14 protein-coding genes are annotated in these 13825 nt (G+C 43.8%); 8 read left to right on the forward strand and 6 right to left on the reverse strand.

What is annotated here, in order from left to right:
* Positions 1 to 25: 25 nt before the first annotated feature.
* Positions 26 to 703, forward strand: a complete 678-nt coding sequence (locus V202x_RS17915; RefSeq protein WP_145177872.1) for an ABC transporter ATP-binding protein — start codon at positions 26 to 28, stop codon at positions 701 to 703.
* 175 nt (positions 704 to 878) lie between these two features.
* Here the strand turns inward: V202x_RS17915 and V202x_RS17920 are convergent, their stop codons facing one another.
* Positions 879 to 1376: a hypothetical protein gene (locus V202x_RS17920; protein ID WP_145177874.1), complete on the reverse strand. Its 498-nt coding sequence runs from the start codon at positions 1374 to 1376 to the stop codon at positions 879 to 881.
* A 554-nt stretch (positions 1377 to 1930) separates the two neighbouring features.
* On the opposite strand from V202x_RS17920, the gene argB reads away from it, so the two are divergent.
* Positions 1931 to 2806, forward strand: a complete 876-nt coding sequence (gene argB, locus V202x_RS17925; RefSeq protein ID WP_145177876.1) for an acetylglutamate kinase — start codon at positions 1931 to 1933, stop codon at positions 2804 to 2806.
* 4 nt (positions 2807 to 2810) lie between these two features.
* On the opposite strand, the gene V202x_RS17930 is transcribed toward argB, so the two are convergent.
* Together V202x_RS17930 and V202x_RS17935 are read right to left on the reverse strand one after the other, a co-directional pair.
* Complete coding sequence (locus V202x_RS17930; RefSeq protein ID WP_145177878.1) at positions 2811 to 3299, reverse strand: hypothetical protein; 489 nt, start codon at positions 3297 to 3299, stop codon at positions 2811 to 2813.
* Entirely contained in the window at positions 3296 to 4288 is a 993-nt protein-coding gene (locus V202x_RS17935; RefSeq protein WP_145177880.1) for a hypothetical protein, read from the reverse strand. Before V202x_RS17935 ends, V202x_RS17930 begins: the two co-directional genes overlap by 4 nt.
* A gap of 154 nt (positions 4289 to 4442) precedes the next feature.
* Here V202x_RS17935 and V202x_RS17940 point away from each other — a divergent pair, with 154 nt between their 5' ends.
* The 6 genes from V202x_RS17940 to V202x_RS17965 all read left to right on the forward strand — a co-directional run bounded on the left by V202x_RS17940 (position 4443) and on the right by V202x_RS17965 (position 10747).
* Positions 4443 to 6410, forward strand: a complete 1968-nt coding sequence (locus tag V202x_RS17940; protein ID WP_145177882.1) for a hypothetical protein — start codon at positions 4443 to 4445, stop codon at positions 6408 to 6410.
* Positions 6407 to 7078, forward strand: a complete 672-nt coding sequence (locus tag V202x_RS17945; RefSeq protein WP_145177884.1) for an ABC transporter ATP-binding protein — start codon at positions 6407 to 6409, stop codon at positions 7076 to 7078. Before V202x_RS17940 ends, V202x_RS17945 begins: the two co-directional genes overlap by 4 nt.
* Positions 7075 to 8253 carry an ABC transporter permease gene (locus V202x_RS17950; RefSeq protein WP_145177886.1) on the forward strand — a complete coding sequence of 393 codons (1179 nt, stop codon included), beginning with the start codon at positions 7075 to 7077 and terminating at the stop codon, positions 8251 to 8253. Before V202x_RS17945 ends, V202x_RS17950 begins: the two co-directional genes overlap by 4 nt.
* 11 nt (positions 8254 to 8264) lie before the next feature.
* Entirely contained in the window at positions 8265 to 9218 is a 954-nt protein-coding gene (locus V202x_RS17955; protein ID WP_145177888.1) for a metal ABC transporter substrate-binding protein, read from the forward strand.
* A gap of 396 nt (positions 9219 to 9614) precedes the next feature.
* Complete coding sequence (locus V202x_RS17960; RefSeq protein ID WP_145177890.1) at positions 9615 to 9854, forward strand: hypothetical protein; 240 nt, start codon at positions 9615 to 9617, stop codon at positions 9852 to 9854.
* Positions 9855 to 9907: 53 nt separating this feature from the next.
* On the forward strand, positions 9908 to 10747 hold the full coding sequence (locus tag V202x_RS17965; protein WP_145177892.1) for a TatD family hydrolase: 840 nt from the start codon (positions 9908 to 9910) through the stop codon (positions 10745 to 10747).
* A gap of 73 nt (positions 10748 to 10820) precedes the next feature.
* On the opposite strand, the gene mog is transcribed toward V202x_RS17965, so the two are convergent.
* Genes mog through V202x_RS17980 form a run of 3 tightly spaced genes read right to left on the reverse strand, consistent with a single transcriptional unit; the run spans position 10821 to position 13795 of the window.
* On the reverse strand, positions 10821 to 11363 hold the full coding sequence (gene mog, locus V202x_RS17970) for a molybdopterin adenylyltransferase (protein ID WP_145177894.1): 543 nt from the start codon (positions 11361 to 11363) through the stop codon (positions 10821 to 10823).
* A gap of 45 nt (positions 11364 to 11408) precedes the next feature.
* Entirely contained in the window at positions 11409 to 12101 is a 693-nt protein-coding gene (locus V202x_RS17975) for a hypothetical protein (RefSeq protein WP_145177896.1), read from the reverse strand.
* A 29-nt stretch (positions 12102 to 12130) separates the two neighbouring features.
* On the reverse strand, positions 12131 to 13795 hold the full coding sequence (locus V202x_RS17980) for a formylmethanofuran dehydrogenase subunit A (protein ID WP_145177898.1): 1665 nt from the start codon (positions 13793 to 13795) through the stop codon (positions 12131 to 12133).
* Positions 13796 to 13825 lie beyond the last annotated feature (30 nt).

A 13825-nucleotide genomic window follows, 5' to 3' on the forward strand; every position in this document is an offset into this window, starting at 1 on the left:
AATCTTCGCAGAAAGTGACTGTTTTATGATTGAAGTTCGTGATGTAGCGAAAATTCATCAGAGTGGTGAGACTGAAGTACGTGCACTGCAGGGGGTCAGCTGTCATTTTCCCGGTCAGAGATTTTCATTTATTTTGGGTCCATCGGGAAGTGGTAAGAGTACCTTGCTTTATTTGTTGGGCGCGCTTGATGTACCTTCTGCAGGCGAGATCTTTGTACAAAATCGGTCTCTATCTACATTAAACAATAATGAACGTGATACATATCGCCGTGAAAAAGTTGGTTTTGTCTTTCAGAATTTTAATCTGTTAAAAAATCTCAATGCCCTGGAGAACGTTCTGGCTCCCTTTTTACCGTTGGGGGTTTCTATTGAGCAGAAGAAAGAAGCGAAAGAATTACTGGAACAAGTTGGGTTAGGGCACCGCATCACACATCGTCCCAGCCAGTTGTCAGGCGGAGAGCAACAACGAGTGGCGATTGCACGTGCTTTATTAAAGCGGCCCCTACTTATCCTCGCTGACGAACCAACGGGCGAGCTAGATACGAGAACAGGCGAAGAAATTTTCCATTGTTTGCGAGATATGAGTGAGCAATATAAGACCACTGTCGTCATTGTAACGCATGACGAACGTTATATTCGAGAAACTGATCATATTCTCAGACTACGTGATGGGAAAATCGCAGCGGCAGATCAACCGCTCTGAAATTTATGTTTTAATGAATTCGGGCAGCGGTTGTTTTATAGATATTACCATCAATGCGAATCCAGCTCCGATCCGCGTTTTGTGGCGAATCGGAGCTGAGCTGGAAAAGTGAGGGAAAGGTGTACCACGAAGCAGGCGATGTAGGTAAAGTTAGTTCGTTCAATGTGAGTGGGGATCAAACGGTGTCTATTGTGCCATTATGAGATTTGCGAAAGCCTGGTCCTGCCTCGGTTGGAGGAGTAGCATATACGTTCAAACGTACCAGCTCCAGGTCAGCGAGATGTCCTTCAACTGTAATATAGGCGGACGATGGATCGCAGGCATCGATTGCCTCTGCTTCTTCCACATAATTAAAATGAAATCGGTTAACTGATTCAAATCGGTCAAGAAGTTGCAATAAGTCGAATTGAAAGCTGGCAGCAACATGTTGACCGTCACGTTGTCCACCAACAATCTCCGTGCTTCCCAGGAAGAGGCCCACTTCCCAGTATTCTTCGGTGAACTGACAGTCAAAACCAACTCGTCCGACTTCTTCTAATGGATTGAAAATTTCTGCAACTTCGTCAACAAAACTATTGAGCCAGGCAGGGCGACAGTTTAAGTTCATCTGTTCTGAGGAATAGTGTTCCATTTGTTTCATCAGGTGTTGAATCGGCAAGTGTGAATGGGCCAACTTAGTATCTCCATCTCAATCTTTAAAATCTCTTAGTGGTTGTAAAGTTATGTAAGGGGCGAGTGAGTTCTACCTTGTTATGTAGAGTTAAGTATCGGGGGATTCCCCTGAAATACCACACACCAATTCTCTGGTTCTCAGTAGATGGATTGCATCTGATGTATGTGAGTGCAAAATTGCCGAAGCGGACTGTCGCACCATTCCCACTATATGCCGGGGCCGTAGAGGTCAGTCCGATTTTATTGCCTATGGGGGAGGCGATTTAAGTTGGGTTATGACAGATCGACAGGTCAAATTGTTGCTGAATTCCTGTTTTGAGGCATTTGGAATTGAAGTTGAGCCAAATATACGAATTCGTGAGAAAAAAATGGAGATCTTCGGTGAAAGCATAATTAAAGGGGTATTAGAACCACTCGTTTGACAGTTCAAGGAGGGCGCTTACAATGAGTTTTTGAATTATACAATTTCAAATCTGGAGCGATTTATCCCAGATTCAATGATTTCAATAATCGCGATTGACTTTAAAGTTTCTACCAAAAAATGAAAGATTCATAGTGGAAGACGCTGTTCGGAAAGCTGCTGTATTAATCGAAGCATTGAGCTGGATTCGAAGATTCCGTGGACGTTATGTTGTCATTAAGCTAGGAGGAAGTGCCCTTGAAGAGGAAGCAGCCGTCAAAAGCTTTTTGACTGATGTGATCTTTATGAGAACAGTGGGGATGCATCCTATTCTTGTTCACGGCGGTGGGAAAGCCATCAGTCAGGCAATGAATTCAGCGGGAATTGAATCACGATTTGTGCATGGACGGCGTTATACCGATGAAAAAACATTGGAAATCGCCACTAACGTACTCGCCAATCAGATTAGTGAATCATTGGCTCAAGAAATCAAATCTCAAGGAGCGAAAGCAGAACCACTTCATTTTGGAACGCGGAACTGTCTCCAGGGTGAACAATTAACACTCCAGGCTGAGGATGGTTCATCGATCGATTTGGGACGTGTTGGTTATGTAACTGACGTAGATGAAAGCCTGTTAGCAGAAGTTTGTGAGTCAGATGCAATACCTGTCATTCCTTCAGTCGCACTGGATAAATCAGGCCAGAAACTGAACGTGAACGCGGATACCGCTGCAGCAGCGTTAGCGCGGATTCTAAAGGCGGAAAAGCTAGTGTTTCTCAGTGATGTGCCAGGAATCTTTCTCGATAAAAATGATCCACAGACATTAGTTTCACATCTGGAAACGGAACGCTGTCGATCATTAATTGCAGACGGAACGATCGATTCCGGTATGGTCCCTAAAGTAGATGCGGCACTGGAAGCGTTGGCAAGTGGCGTTGGGAAAGTCCATATTGTTGATGCAAGACTCCCTCATTCCATCCTGTTGGAAATTTATTCCGATAAGGGAATTGGGACAGAGATCGTGAAATAAGAGATTATTCAGTAGCTTGCTGCTGTTTTGATTTTTCAATCGGTTTTGATACCGAATACTGAATTTCTGGGTGCCGAATCAAACCTCCCCAATGAGCGACGACTCCCCAAAAAATGGAAAGTAGTAGTATACTGATCAGAATAACCCATCGTTGCCAGCCAGGGATTTTTTCTCCCTGAAATCCCTGTACCAAGGCATTACCGACTACCATCGACAACACTACCATTGCCAGCAGACCGGAACGAGCCAGAATCGCATGAAATTCGACAGTCTCTGTCGTGATACTATAATTGTCTTTTAAAAGATCATATGCGGGAGGTCCTGAGAAGTATGCGATGGTGGCCGCTAATAAAAGTGTCAAGAAAAGCCAACAGCTGATTTTGAACAGTCTGTCATCTCGAAGATATTGTGCCAGAAGAAAGAGGATTGACAGCCCCCAGCAGCCAATAACGGGTATGTGTACCGTTAATAGATGAACTTGAGCGGCGTTCATTGTCGACCTGTCTTGATTGCTTCACTCGGATCAATTCCCTGATCGACCTGACTGTAGTCTAACTCGCTACCTCCCATACTATGGGGAATGAGATAACAGACCGTCATCACAATCGCGGCCAAGAACACGACAGTTCGTCCTGTCGCTGTTGGTTTTTTGAATGGGTTTAAGCCAATGACAGAGCAGGCAAAGACCCAGGCCAGAAACATGAAGAGCATCTTATTATCGGTCCAGTCACCGCCTAATGGAAATCCAGTCCAGTATTCCCCAAAGGCGTATTTTTGCACAAGAGGTCCTAGAATCATGCCTCCTACAGTCATACCACATAAGGTAACCCAGGCTAGTTGACGCATATTGTATGGAGCAAATAACGCGGCGAGTCCTGATCGCATTCCTAACAAAATCGAAAAAATCATTAACATGATATGGGGAAACAAAACGCCATCCGGAACAGGATCCTTAAATCGAATGAGAATATAGTCATCTGCTTGATCTGGAAAACGACGTTTTTGACCTTCAATCGTCGCATCAATATAGTATTCCAGCTTGCCAGCCGCAGGCTGTTTGGGCAGAGCCGCCTCAAGTATGTAATGAGAATCTTCCTCAACGGCCTTCATTGGGACAGAGGTAAATTCATCAGAAGTCCGGTACCGTTTATAGTACAGACTAGCGGAAGGCTTGTTCTCTTTGTTGCCGGGAGCCGGTAGTTCGACGATCGCATCAGCTGTTGATTCATGTGTACGAATGAGTTCCGCAGTGATTCCATCTTCCACCCGGATTTTCATGGGATAAGTCGGCCCCGTTTCTCGCTGGTAATTCATCGCTGAGGCAGCTAATAAAAAAGCCAGAAACCAGAGAACACTCCGTTTAAAGAGTCCGGGTTTGATGATGGGAGTTGTTTCGACGGTAACTTCTTTCGATGGCTCAGTTTCCGACGACGCCGAGTTTGTATTTTCTTCCATGGGATGCCCTTTTTTCTCAATCATCATGAATTCATTATTCGTAGTGTCTTATAAGCGGACCTCGATTGCAATTCTATACAGTTTATCGGTACGATCAAATAGTATAGAAATGTGAGGAATCCTGCCTGTTTATGACTTTCCTGCCAGTTTGGTCCGTGTTTTCCTAGTTCAAAATCTTAATATGAATCAGCCAGCTAAAACCTCACTTTATGAATTGCAAGCATTAGCTGGTCGTCGTTCTATTCCGAGATTTCGACCCCGTCTGATTATTTTGTCCTGTTTCATCGTTTCGACAGGTCTGTTTTTTCCTGTGATTAGTGAAGCACATCCCATATCAGTCAGTCAGGAAAATGTCTACGTCACGAGTGAGAAAGTCATGGTTTCGATGCAGATCTATGTTGAAGATCTCTATTTTTTTCAGAAGCTGGAACCAGATAAAGAGAATATTATTTCGACAGAGAAAATTAAGAAAGCCATTGAAAAACACAAACAATTTCTCTTAGATCGCCTGCATGTGCGAGATATCAACGGAGAAAAGCTGATTGGAAAAGTCGTTTCTGTGGATGATTCCTCAATCAAACCACAAGGCGTCGCGATGAGCGATTTGATGTTATTCACACTTGTTTTTCAGATTGAGTATAAACTTACTTCTCCCCCCGAATTTCTCACGTTCAGTCAACAGCTTGTCGATTCAAACGCCGGTTTTCCAGCAATGGTGCAATTTAATCTGAAACAGGAAGGTTCGGAAACTCCTTACGCTGTCTCTATGAAACCTCGCGAGCCACAGACCATTCGCTTTAATTGGGAGCATCCACCATTGGCTCCCGATGCTTCCGAAGAAGCCTGGCAGAAGTGGCTCAAAGAGCGCCGCGAAGAGACTTTGGGAATTACCAGTTATGGAACAATTTATTCCTTTCTGTATATCGAAGACTTTGAAGTACGACACGAAATCTTAATTCCCCTGGCAACATTGGAATCGTTCTTTTCAATAGATCGAAAAGAGGCTGATTTTTTATCTGTCGAAGAGCAGGAAGCGTCGCGGGAATCTATCGAGCAATTTTTCGCCAAGGCAAATCCAATTGAGATTGATGGTATTGCAGTGAAGCCAGTGATCTCTCGGCTTGATTTTTATGGCCTTGATTTCAAAGACTTTGCAAAGCCAGCAGAGAAAAAACGGGTGAGTACAGCCAATGCCCGAGTGGGAATTATTTTATCATATAGCACCAAAGGGACACCCGATAAAGTTAAAGTAACCTGGGATATGTTTAACCGTAGTGTCTGGAGTGTGGAATCTGTTTGTTTTGCCTTTGATCAGTCTTACCGACCCGTATTTTCGAAATTAGAGCGAAATAGTATCTTTGAATGGGAGAATCCCGGGCACAAGGTTAGTTTGGAAGTGAATCCGGTTGAAGTCAGTTTACAACCCCGATCTATTTGGTCTGTTCCTCTTGTCAGTTCAGGATGTTTGTTATTAGGTTTTATTTTGAGCTTTAGCCTTTTTGGAAAAAAAGAATCATACAAAAAGAGATTAGCGGCTGTCGTTATCTTATTGGTAACTGGTCTTTTGTGTTGGCCACTAACACGAGTGACATTTGCGAGTCCAATGGAACCGATTCCCAAAGTGGCAACTGACAAAGCAGAAGCTGTTTTTAAAACGCTTCATAAAAACATTTATCGAGCATTTGATTATCATGCAGATAGTGATATCTATGATGCATTGGCCAAAAGTGCCGATGGTGCTTTTTTAGAAACACTCTATCGTCAAATTAATCAGAGCTTGAAAATGCAAGAACAAGGCGGTGCGATTTCTCGAGTGACTGGTGTGAATTGGGAGACCGTGAATTCCGAGACACTTTTTGATTCACAAGATCAAATCACGCAGGATGAACGTAGCTTCGCAGTTCAGTCTACCTGGACGGTCGAAGGTACTGTTGAGCATTGGGGACACATTCATACTCGCACGAATCAGTATCAGGCAGTTTTTTATCTTGAGCCAATTGAAGGTAACTGGAAACTGACTGGTATGAACCTACTCGATGAACAGCGTTTGCGATTTCAAACAAGTCTGAGGGAAGTAGAACCGGGAGAGACCGATCAATCTGAAAATAATCAGTCCGAAACGAAGTCAGTAAATTCGAGTTCGTCATGATCGAGATACACCAACTGAAATTCAGTTATCCTCAGTCGAAATTTCGATTACACATTCTTGAGTTGGTCATTCAGGCGGCTGAGAAAGTTGCGGTCATTGGTCCGAGTGGATGTGGGAAAACGACACTTTTGAACTTGATTTCGGGAATTTTGGTTCCAGATCAGGGGACTTTAACCTCCTATGGAATGGATCTGAAAGCGTTGAATGATCATCAGCGTCGTGCTTATCGTATTTCTCAAATCGGTTTTGTCTTTCAGGAATTTGAATTAATTGATTACCTGAATGTACGTGAAAATATCCTGCTTCCTTATTTTATCAACGGTGCATTACTATTGGATGCAGGTGTGCATGAGCGTGCACAGGAGCTCGCAGCTTCCATGCAGGTCGATCAGTATTTTAACTCTCACATCGATCAAATTTCCCAAGGTGAGCGACAGCGGGTTGCTATTTGCCGCGCATTATTACCTCAGCCTCAAATATTATTAGCGGATGAACCTACAGGCAATCTTGATCGGGTCAATAAAGAGTTGATACGAGATTTACTGCTTGAGCATGCCACACGTACAAACGCCACTTTGATCATGGTGACGCATGATGACAGTCTCCTGGATCGATTTGAGCGTACCGTTGATATCGAACGTTTTCATGAAGTGGTGGAAACGGTATGAATGGTATTTTTAGGCTGACGGTACGTTATTTACTCTATAACAAATTCAAAACGATCACTCTGATTTTGTGTGTGACTCTGTCTCTCTTATTACCGGTTGTATTACAATTTGGCGTCACTCAATTTGAACAAGAACTGCAATTCAGGGCACGCTCCACTCCATTAATTGCCGGAGCCAAAGGGAGCCGATTTGATCTGGTACTGGAGTCAATGTATTTCAGTCAGGGAGAACTAGAGTCCATATCGATGAAAGAAGTGGAATTCATTGAAGAAACTGGCTATGCATTGCCGATTCCACTGGCAGTTCATTTCACGGCTCAAGGATCTCCTATTGTGGGGACCACATTAGATTATTTCGAGTTTCGAGATCTATCAGTTGCAGTGGGAACCAGCCTGAAACGTCTGGGAGACTGTGTAATCGGCGCCAACGTAGCTGAAAAGCTACAACTAAAACCTGGTGATCGAGTTATTTCGGACCCTTTGAATGTTTTTGATCTTTCCGGAAATTATCCACTGAAAATGCTTGTGGTGGGTGTGTTGGAAGAATCAAACTCTCCAGACGATGACGCCGTATTTGTGGATTTAAAGACCGAATGGATTATCGCAGGCATCGGTCATGGCCATCAGAAGATCAATGTGGAGACAGATAAAGACCTTTTGTTAAAACGGGATCCTCAGCGAACAGTTGCAAATGCGGCCGTTCCACAATTCAATGAAGTGACGGAAGAAAATCTGGCATCGTTTCATTTTCATGGTCAAGCAGAGACATTTCCAATTTCATCGATCATTGTGGTTCCGTTTGATGAAAAATCGGAAGTCCTGCTACTTGGAATCTATGACGTAGAACAATCGACACTTCAACTTGTCCGCCCAGTCGTCACTGTCAATGAATTGTTAGCGATGGTGTTTCGCGTCAAAAAGTTGTTTGACGTGAATACGTTATTGGTTGCGATTTCAACGGCTTTATTACTGGCTCTCGTTTTTCTACTTTCTTTGCGCCTTCGAAAACGAGAGCGGCAAACGATGTTCCAATTGGGGTGCAGCCGGGCAACTATCTGGAAATTACAATTCACAGAAGTCCTCTTCATCCTGGGAGCCAGTTTGGTGTTGGTTCTGATGGTTGCTATTGTGTTTCAAATGTATGCATCGCAAGTGATGCGTTTTTTGTTTTTTTAGTGATTTAGATTATGCAACGTATTTATCTATTTGTCGCTTTATTTTTCTTGATGATGTCATGTGCATGTCAGCAAGATCCCCAACGGGAAAACAATAACGCAAGAAATAAGCAGACTCCTGTAGTTGTCGTAGTGAATTATCCTCTCGAATTTATTGTCGAATTTCTTGTCGGTCCTGAAATCAGGGTTATTAATCCTGTTTCGCCTGACGCCGATCCTGAAACATGGTTACCCAATGATGCCATGATTCAGACAATTCAGGAGTCAGATTTAATTATTACCAATGGTGCTGACTTTGCTGACTGGGTGAAAAAATTATCGCTTCCTCGTTCCAAGGTATTGAGAACGTCACTTTATTTGAAAGACTCACTAATTACTGTTCCTGATTTTGAAGTGCACAGCCATGGCGCTAAGGGGGCGCATTCTCATGCGGGAACTGTGGCTTTTTTCTGGCTAGATCCCGCTTTAATGATCAAACAGGCAGAAGCGGTTGCCCAAAAGCTGATGGTGTTGTTTCCTCAAGAGAAAAAGACGGTCACTGTCAACTTGAAGAAACTTAAGGGTTCTCTAGAAGTGTTAAAACAAAAACTGGATCAGCTTAAAACTGAATATGCTGGTCTTCAATGGTTTTCTCAACGTCCCGTTTATCAATATCTGGCTCGGCGTGCTGATTGGTCAGTGCATCATTTGCATTGGAAGAGACATTTAAATCCTGATGATAATGATTGGAAAAAACTAAAAAAGGTTCAAGAAGAGCATCAGATTCCATTTATGTTGTGGGAACAGAAGCCCGACGAAAAACTGGTCAAGGAATTACAGCAACGAGGTGTGGCTTCGATTGTTTTTGACCCACTGACAGTCAAACCCGTTCAAGGAGACTATATCTCTGAAATGAAACGGCAATTGAATCAACTGGAACAGTTTCTAAAACAACATTCTATAGCGCGGGATACTTCGAAAAAGTAAACTTGTTGCAAATCCATAGCGAAGAACCAAGTGATACTTCTTCCATTCGGCAATTCATGAATTTGCTTTTGGTCAGCTAGTCGAAGTAGAACTGGTAGATCGGCTAAGGACCTCATGTCCTATGAATTCCATTGGAATAATCCGAAGTGTTTTGATCCATCTCCTGAATAGGTAGGGATTTCAGCCAAAAGCACGATTAGTCCACTATCCCCCTGATTTTTCTTTATTTAGCTAGTACAACTAATTCATTTATACTGAATTTCTGTTAAGAGTTGGCTGAATTTGAGTTGAATTCAGTTGAGACAGTAGGAAGTGCCGATGTAAGGTATATAATGAAAATGGATATGATTTTTTCATGATGGAGCTTTTCTAAACGGAACAATCCGAAAGGTTTTAATGATGCAAACAGCTTTACAGGTTTTGGATCGAGAGTATCTCGAAGCCCGCTGTGCTCTCCTGGAACTTGCTGCGGCTTTGGATCGCATTGACCGTGCCCATGATCACGAGGGAGGGACAGGTGATTTTAATGATTCCCGGCTGGAATTATTAAATCAAGCAATTGGTACTTTGAGCGAGGAGAGTCATATTCCCAATCGGTCAGAGCGCTTATTATTGCTCTTTTCTGATCTGGACTAAAATTTAAAACCCCTTTCCCGACAGCTTATACTTGATAATTCAGTGAGACGATCATGCAAATTATTCAACCACACTATCATGCCATTGCACGTACAGCACAAGATTACGAACGTATGGCGATGTCAGGCGTTGTCGCAGTTGCCGAGCCTGCGTTCTGGGCTGGTTTTGACCGCTTATATCCAGAAACATTTATTGATTACTTTCATCAGATCAGCGAATTTGAACCGACACGTGCAGCCGAGTATGGGATAAAGCATTACTGTTGGGTTGCCGTAAATCCCAAAGAAGCAGAAAATCCCAAACTGAGTCACGAAGTGATAAAGCACATGCCAGAGTTTTACAAAAAACCGACTGTGCTGGGTGTCGGAGAAATCGGCTTTCATAAAACGACCAAAAATGAAGAAGAGATCTTCGAAGCCCAGGTCGAGCAGGCCATTAAGTATGATCAACTGATTCTGATTCATACCCCTCACCTGCAAGATAAAGTGCGTGGTACAAAACGCACCCTAGAAGTTTTATCGCACATGAACGTGAACCCGGAACGGGTTTGGATTGATCATGTTGAAGAGCATACAATTCGCGAACCTTTGGAGGCAGGATATTGGGTTGGGTTTACTCTGTACCCCATCACAAAGTGCTCTCCCAAACGAGCCGTTGATATGCTTGAAATGTATGGACACGAGCGGATTTTAGTCAACTCATCTGCTGACTGGGGACCGAGTGATCCCTTCACTCTGCAGCAATGTGTTGTGCAATTCCGTGCCAGAGGATACTCAGTGCAGGATGCGATTGAAATCTTCCATAATAATCCAGCACGTTTCCTGGGACAGAATCCCAAATTTGATATCAAGCCAATTCGACTGGAAGCTATTGAGGAAAATGTACCAGTTTGATTAAAAACTAAACTCACTTACAAAAGAACGAACAGGAGCAGTAATACAAATTATTGCTCCTGTTTTGCTGTGTTTATTTCTTTTTGGGACGGAATGCCACAAGTCGTTCTTCATTGGTTTTCAAAAATGGGCCTTCAAGCAAGTCGATACAGTACGGTATTGCAGGAAAAACCGCGTCCAGACACTCCTGAATCGCCTTGGGTTGCCCTGGTAGATTGACGATCAATGTCCCTCCGCGAATGACGGCTGTTTGCCGGGAAAGAATGGCAGTTGCGACTTTTTCCAGAGAAACCTTACGCATTAATTCACCGAATCCCGGCATTTCTTTCTCTGCCACCGCCAATGTTGCTTCGGGAGTGATATCTCGTTTGGCAGGTCCAGTCCCACCTGTTGTGACGACCAGACAACATTGTTTCTGGTCACAGAGTTCTTTCAGAGTTTCCGTGATCGTAGAAAGCTCATCGGGAATGATTCGTGTGACGGGTTTCCATTCGCTGGTCAGAATTTCCGAAAGATAGCCCTGAATTGCAGGGCCTCCTTGATCTTCATACTCACCCCGACTGGCACGGTCTGAAACCGTTACGATTCCTATTTTAGCAACAGCTAAATTTGACACGGACTTTCTTTCTCAATAATAAGGAGATTCATGAGCAGATTTCGATTATAGGTCGATGTGTTTCCTGCTCTCGATGGTCATGTAGTCTTCAAAACCCGCATCTGTATTGATACGAATGCTTCCCAGTAACAATATTCGTTTACAGGAGAACTCCTTAATCGTTGCATCAATAATTTGATCGACTTGATCCTGAATGATTTCATAACTGACCTGGGTGGCTTCCTTGATAGGAGAGTCAGCATCTAAAATTCGATCTCGGGAAGGCGTCAGCATTTTGACGATTTGGGGTAACTGAAAGTCGTCATTGGAGCTTTCTAAGGAATTACCGGTTTCCAATACGCCAACAGCACCTACCAGCGCACCACAGGCGGTGGTGCATCTGGACTGACCGGGGCGTAGGACTTTTCCAATATCTCCGTCAGCGGTAACTCCGATGTGGGGACCATATAAGATAAAGGCGGTTCCTCCATCGGGAATATGATGAGAATACGCAGTCATGCCTGTTCTGCCCGTGAATGGAAACCCTGCCAGACCTCCCAGTTGAAAAGGATCGCTCAAGTATTCACTAAAGGTTTTTCTGGTCGAAACAAGGTCGTCTGCGCAACGGGATTTTGCTAATAACGTTTTTGTTCTGTCGCCACCTAGCTCATCTTCTAGAAACTTGATATTTTCGTCCACAGCCTGTGAACAAGTGAGTGCACCAGGGTAGTGTTTGTGAACAATTTGATCCCAACTCATATTCATCTTCCTTTCTATACTCGGGGCAGTCAAGGCAGTTTACAAGTAACTTCCTCCGCTTGAGGAATATCATTTTTTTCAATGTGGTAATTGCGAAAACGAATGGTATAGTGATCGTTAAACCAGTCTTCGATATGTGGTAAAAATTCTCGATCAAATTCAGGGGCGGCATAATAGGTTCTGCCGAACTCATGCGCCCGGATTTCTCCATCTTCGACAACAGGCAAGCCATCCTTAAAAACCCAGCGAGGACGTTCAAACATTTCCTGACGATTTTGTTGTGGTGCATAGATGGTAATATCAGCGTGTGCCCCCACGCCGAGGTGTCCCTTGTCTTTCATTCCCAACACGCGAGCTGGAGCCGCACGGGTGATAATAGCGATTTCATATAACGAGTATTCTCGCTGCAGATCTGCAAGGACACTTCTCTTGCGAATTTCTTCAGGCATTTGAGAGAGAAATTCCTGACGAAAGTTTTTATCCATCAGCAAATAAATTATTTCTGGATAATGATAAAAGGCGCCACCGTTGGGGTGATCACTGGTCATAATCACGCGCCAGGGATCTTCCATCAGCAGATACCATTCCAAAGCAATGGCCCATTGCACCGCATGAATCAAGCTCTTCTGCAGTCGATATTCAATTGGAATGACTCCACAACTGCTTTCCAGTTCACAATCTGCAGTATACCATTTATTCTTGTTAATATTATGCAGAAACTGACTGAATGGGGTATCACCTGTCATCGAAAGTGTTGTGCCGGGATTGATGTGTCCAACGTCGACCGTAATGTTTTCATGAGAATGGACATAGTCTACAAGTTTTTGTGTAGCAGACGAAAAACTTGTGGGATCATTAGGATCGCCATCATACGAGTGAAATTGAACATGTGCGAGATGCCCCCGATGTCCTTCCAGCGATTCCATTGTCTTTAAGGTGGTTTCCCAGTTTCCGGGAATTCCCAGATTATTACAGTGAATATGTACAGAATGAGGTAGCTTCAAGCGGTCTGCGGTTCCAGCCAGCCCACGTACAATTTGTCGTGGCGTCACTCCAAAATTATGTACTTTTGAATCCAGTTCTTTAATCGACTTACGGCTGATCTGTTTCCAGTCTTCAACTCCTCCAGGATTCACAATTTTGATTGTATAACCTTTTGCTGATTCCAAGAGCCAGGCACAATACGCGTCGAGTGCATTTTGATCCTGGTTTCGCAAATGTTTCATTACGAAATGATTGTTCCCGAACAGTAAATAAAAACCTTTGTCGAGAATCGGTGTGTCCTGCAGTTCTTCATGAGCATGTCGTGCGTGTAGGCCGGGAATTGCTGCATCCATGGCCGTCGTATAACCGATGCTCGCGAACAGATATCCTGTGGCAAACGTACTGGGAACAACACCACCTGTTCCAGAACGCGTATGTTCACTTCGGTAGATGGGTGGGGCCTTGCGTTTCATCTCGGGCGTCATTTTACGGCCCGCGTTCACTTTGGGACCGGCGATATGGCAGTGCATGTCAATACCACCGGGCATTACTACATAACCTGTGGCATCCAGAGTCTTTCCTGAATAAGAATCTGCATCTTTTGGTCTCGAAATAATCTTTCCATCTTGAATCCACAGGTCGCGCACTTCCCCGTTGACGTCGTTTGCAGGATCATAGATCGTTCCATTTTTGATACAGAAAACAGACACAGTAGACCTTTAAAACAATAGAAGTGTGAA

The organism is Gimesia aquarii, assembly GCF_007748175.1.
GTDB classification, from domain to species: domain Bacteria; phylum Planctomycetota; class Planctomycetia; order Planctomycetales; family Planctomycetaceae; genus Gimesia; species Gimesia aquarii_A.

Excerpts from the sequence above, each read along its gene's own strand:
- V202x_RS17915 (WP_145177872.1), top strand. The coding sequence starts at position 26 with ATGATTGAAGTTCGTGATGTAGCGAAAATTCATCAGAGTGGTGAGACT.
- V202x_RS17930 (WP_145177878.1), bottom strand. The coding sequence starts at position 3,299 with ATGAACGCCGCTCAAGTTCATCTATTAACGGTACACATACCCGTTATT.
- V202x_RS17935 (WP_145177880.1), bottom strand. The coding sequence starts at position 4,288 with ATGATGATTGAGAAAAAAGGGCATCCCATGGAAGAAAATACAAACTCG.
- V202x_RS17940 (WP_145177882.1), top strand. The coding sequence starts at position 4,443 with ATGAATCAGCCAGCTAAAACCTCACTTTATGAATTGCAAGCATTAGCT.
- V202x_RS17945 (WP_145177884.1), top strand. The coding sequence starts at position 6,407 with ATGATCGAGATACACCAACTGAAATTCAGTTATCCTCAGTCGAAATTT.
- V202x_RS17950 (WP_145177886.1), top strand. The coding sequence starts at position 7,075 with ATGAATGGTATTTTTAGGCTGACGGTACGTTATTTACTCTATAACAAA.
- V202x_RS17955 (WP_145177888.1), top strand. The coding sequence starts at position 8,265 with ATGCAACGTATTTATCTATTTGTCGCTTTATTTTTCTTGATGATGTCA.
- V202x_RS17960 (WP_145177890.1), top strand. The coding sequence starts at position 9,615 with ATGATGCAAACAGCTTTACAGGTTTTGGATCGAGAGTATCTCGAAGCC.
- V202x_RS17965 (WP_145177892.1), top strand. The coding sequence starts at position 9,908 with ATGCAAATTATTCAACCACACTATCATGCCATTGCACGTACAGCACAA.
- V202x_RS17975 (WP_145177896.1), bottom strand. The coding sequence starts at position 12,101 with ATGAGTTGGGATCAAATTGTTCACAAACACTACCCTGGTGCACTCACT.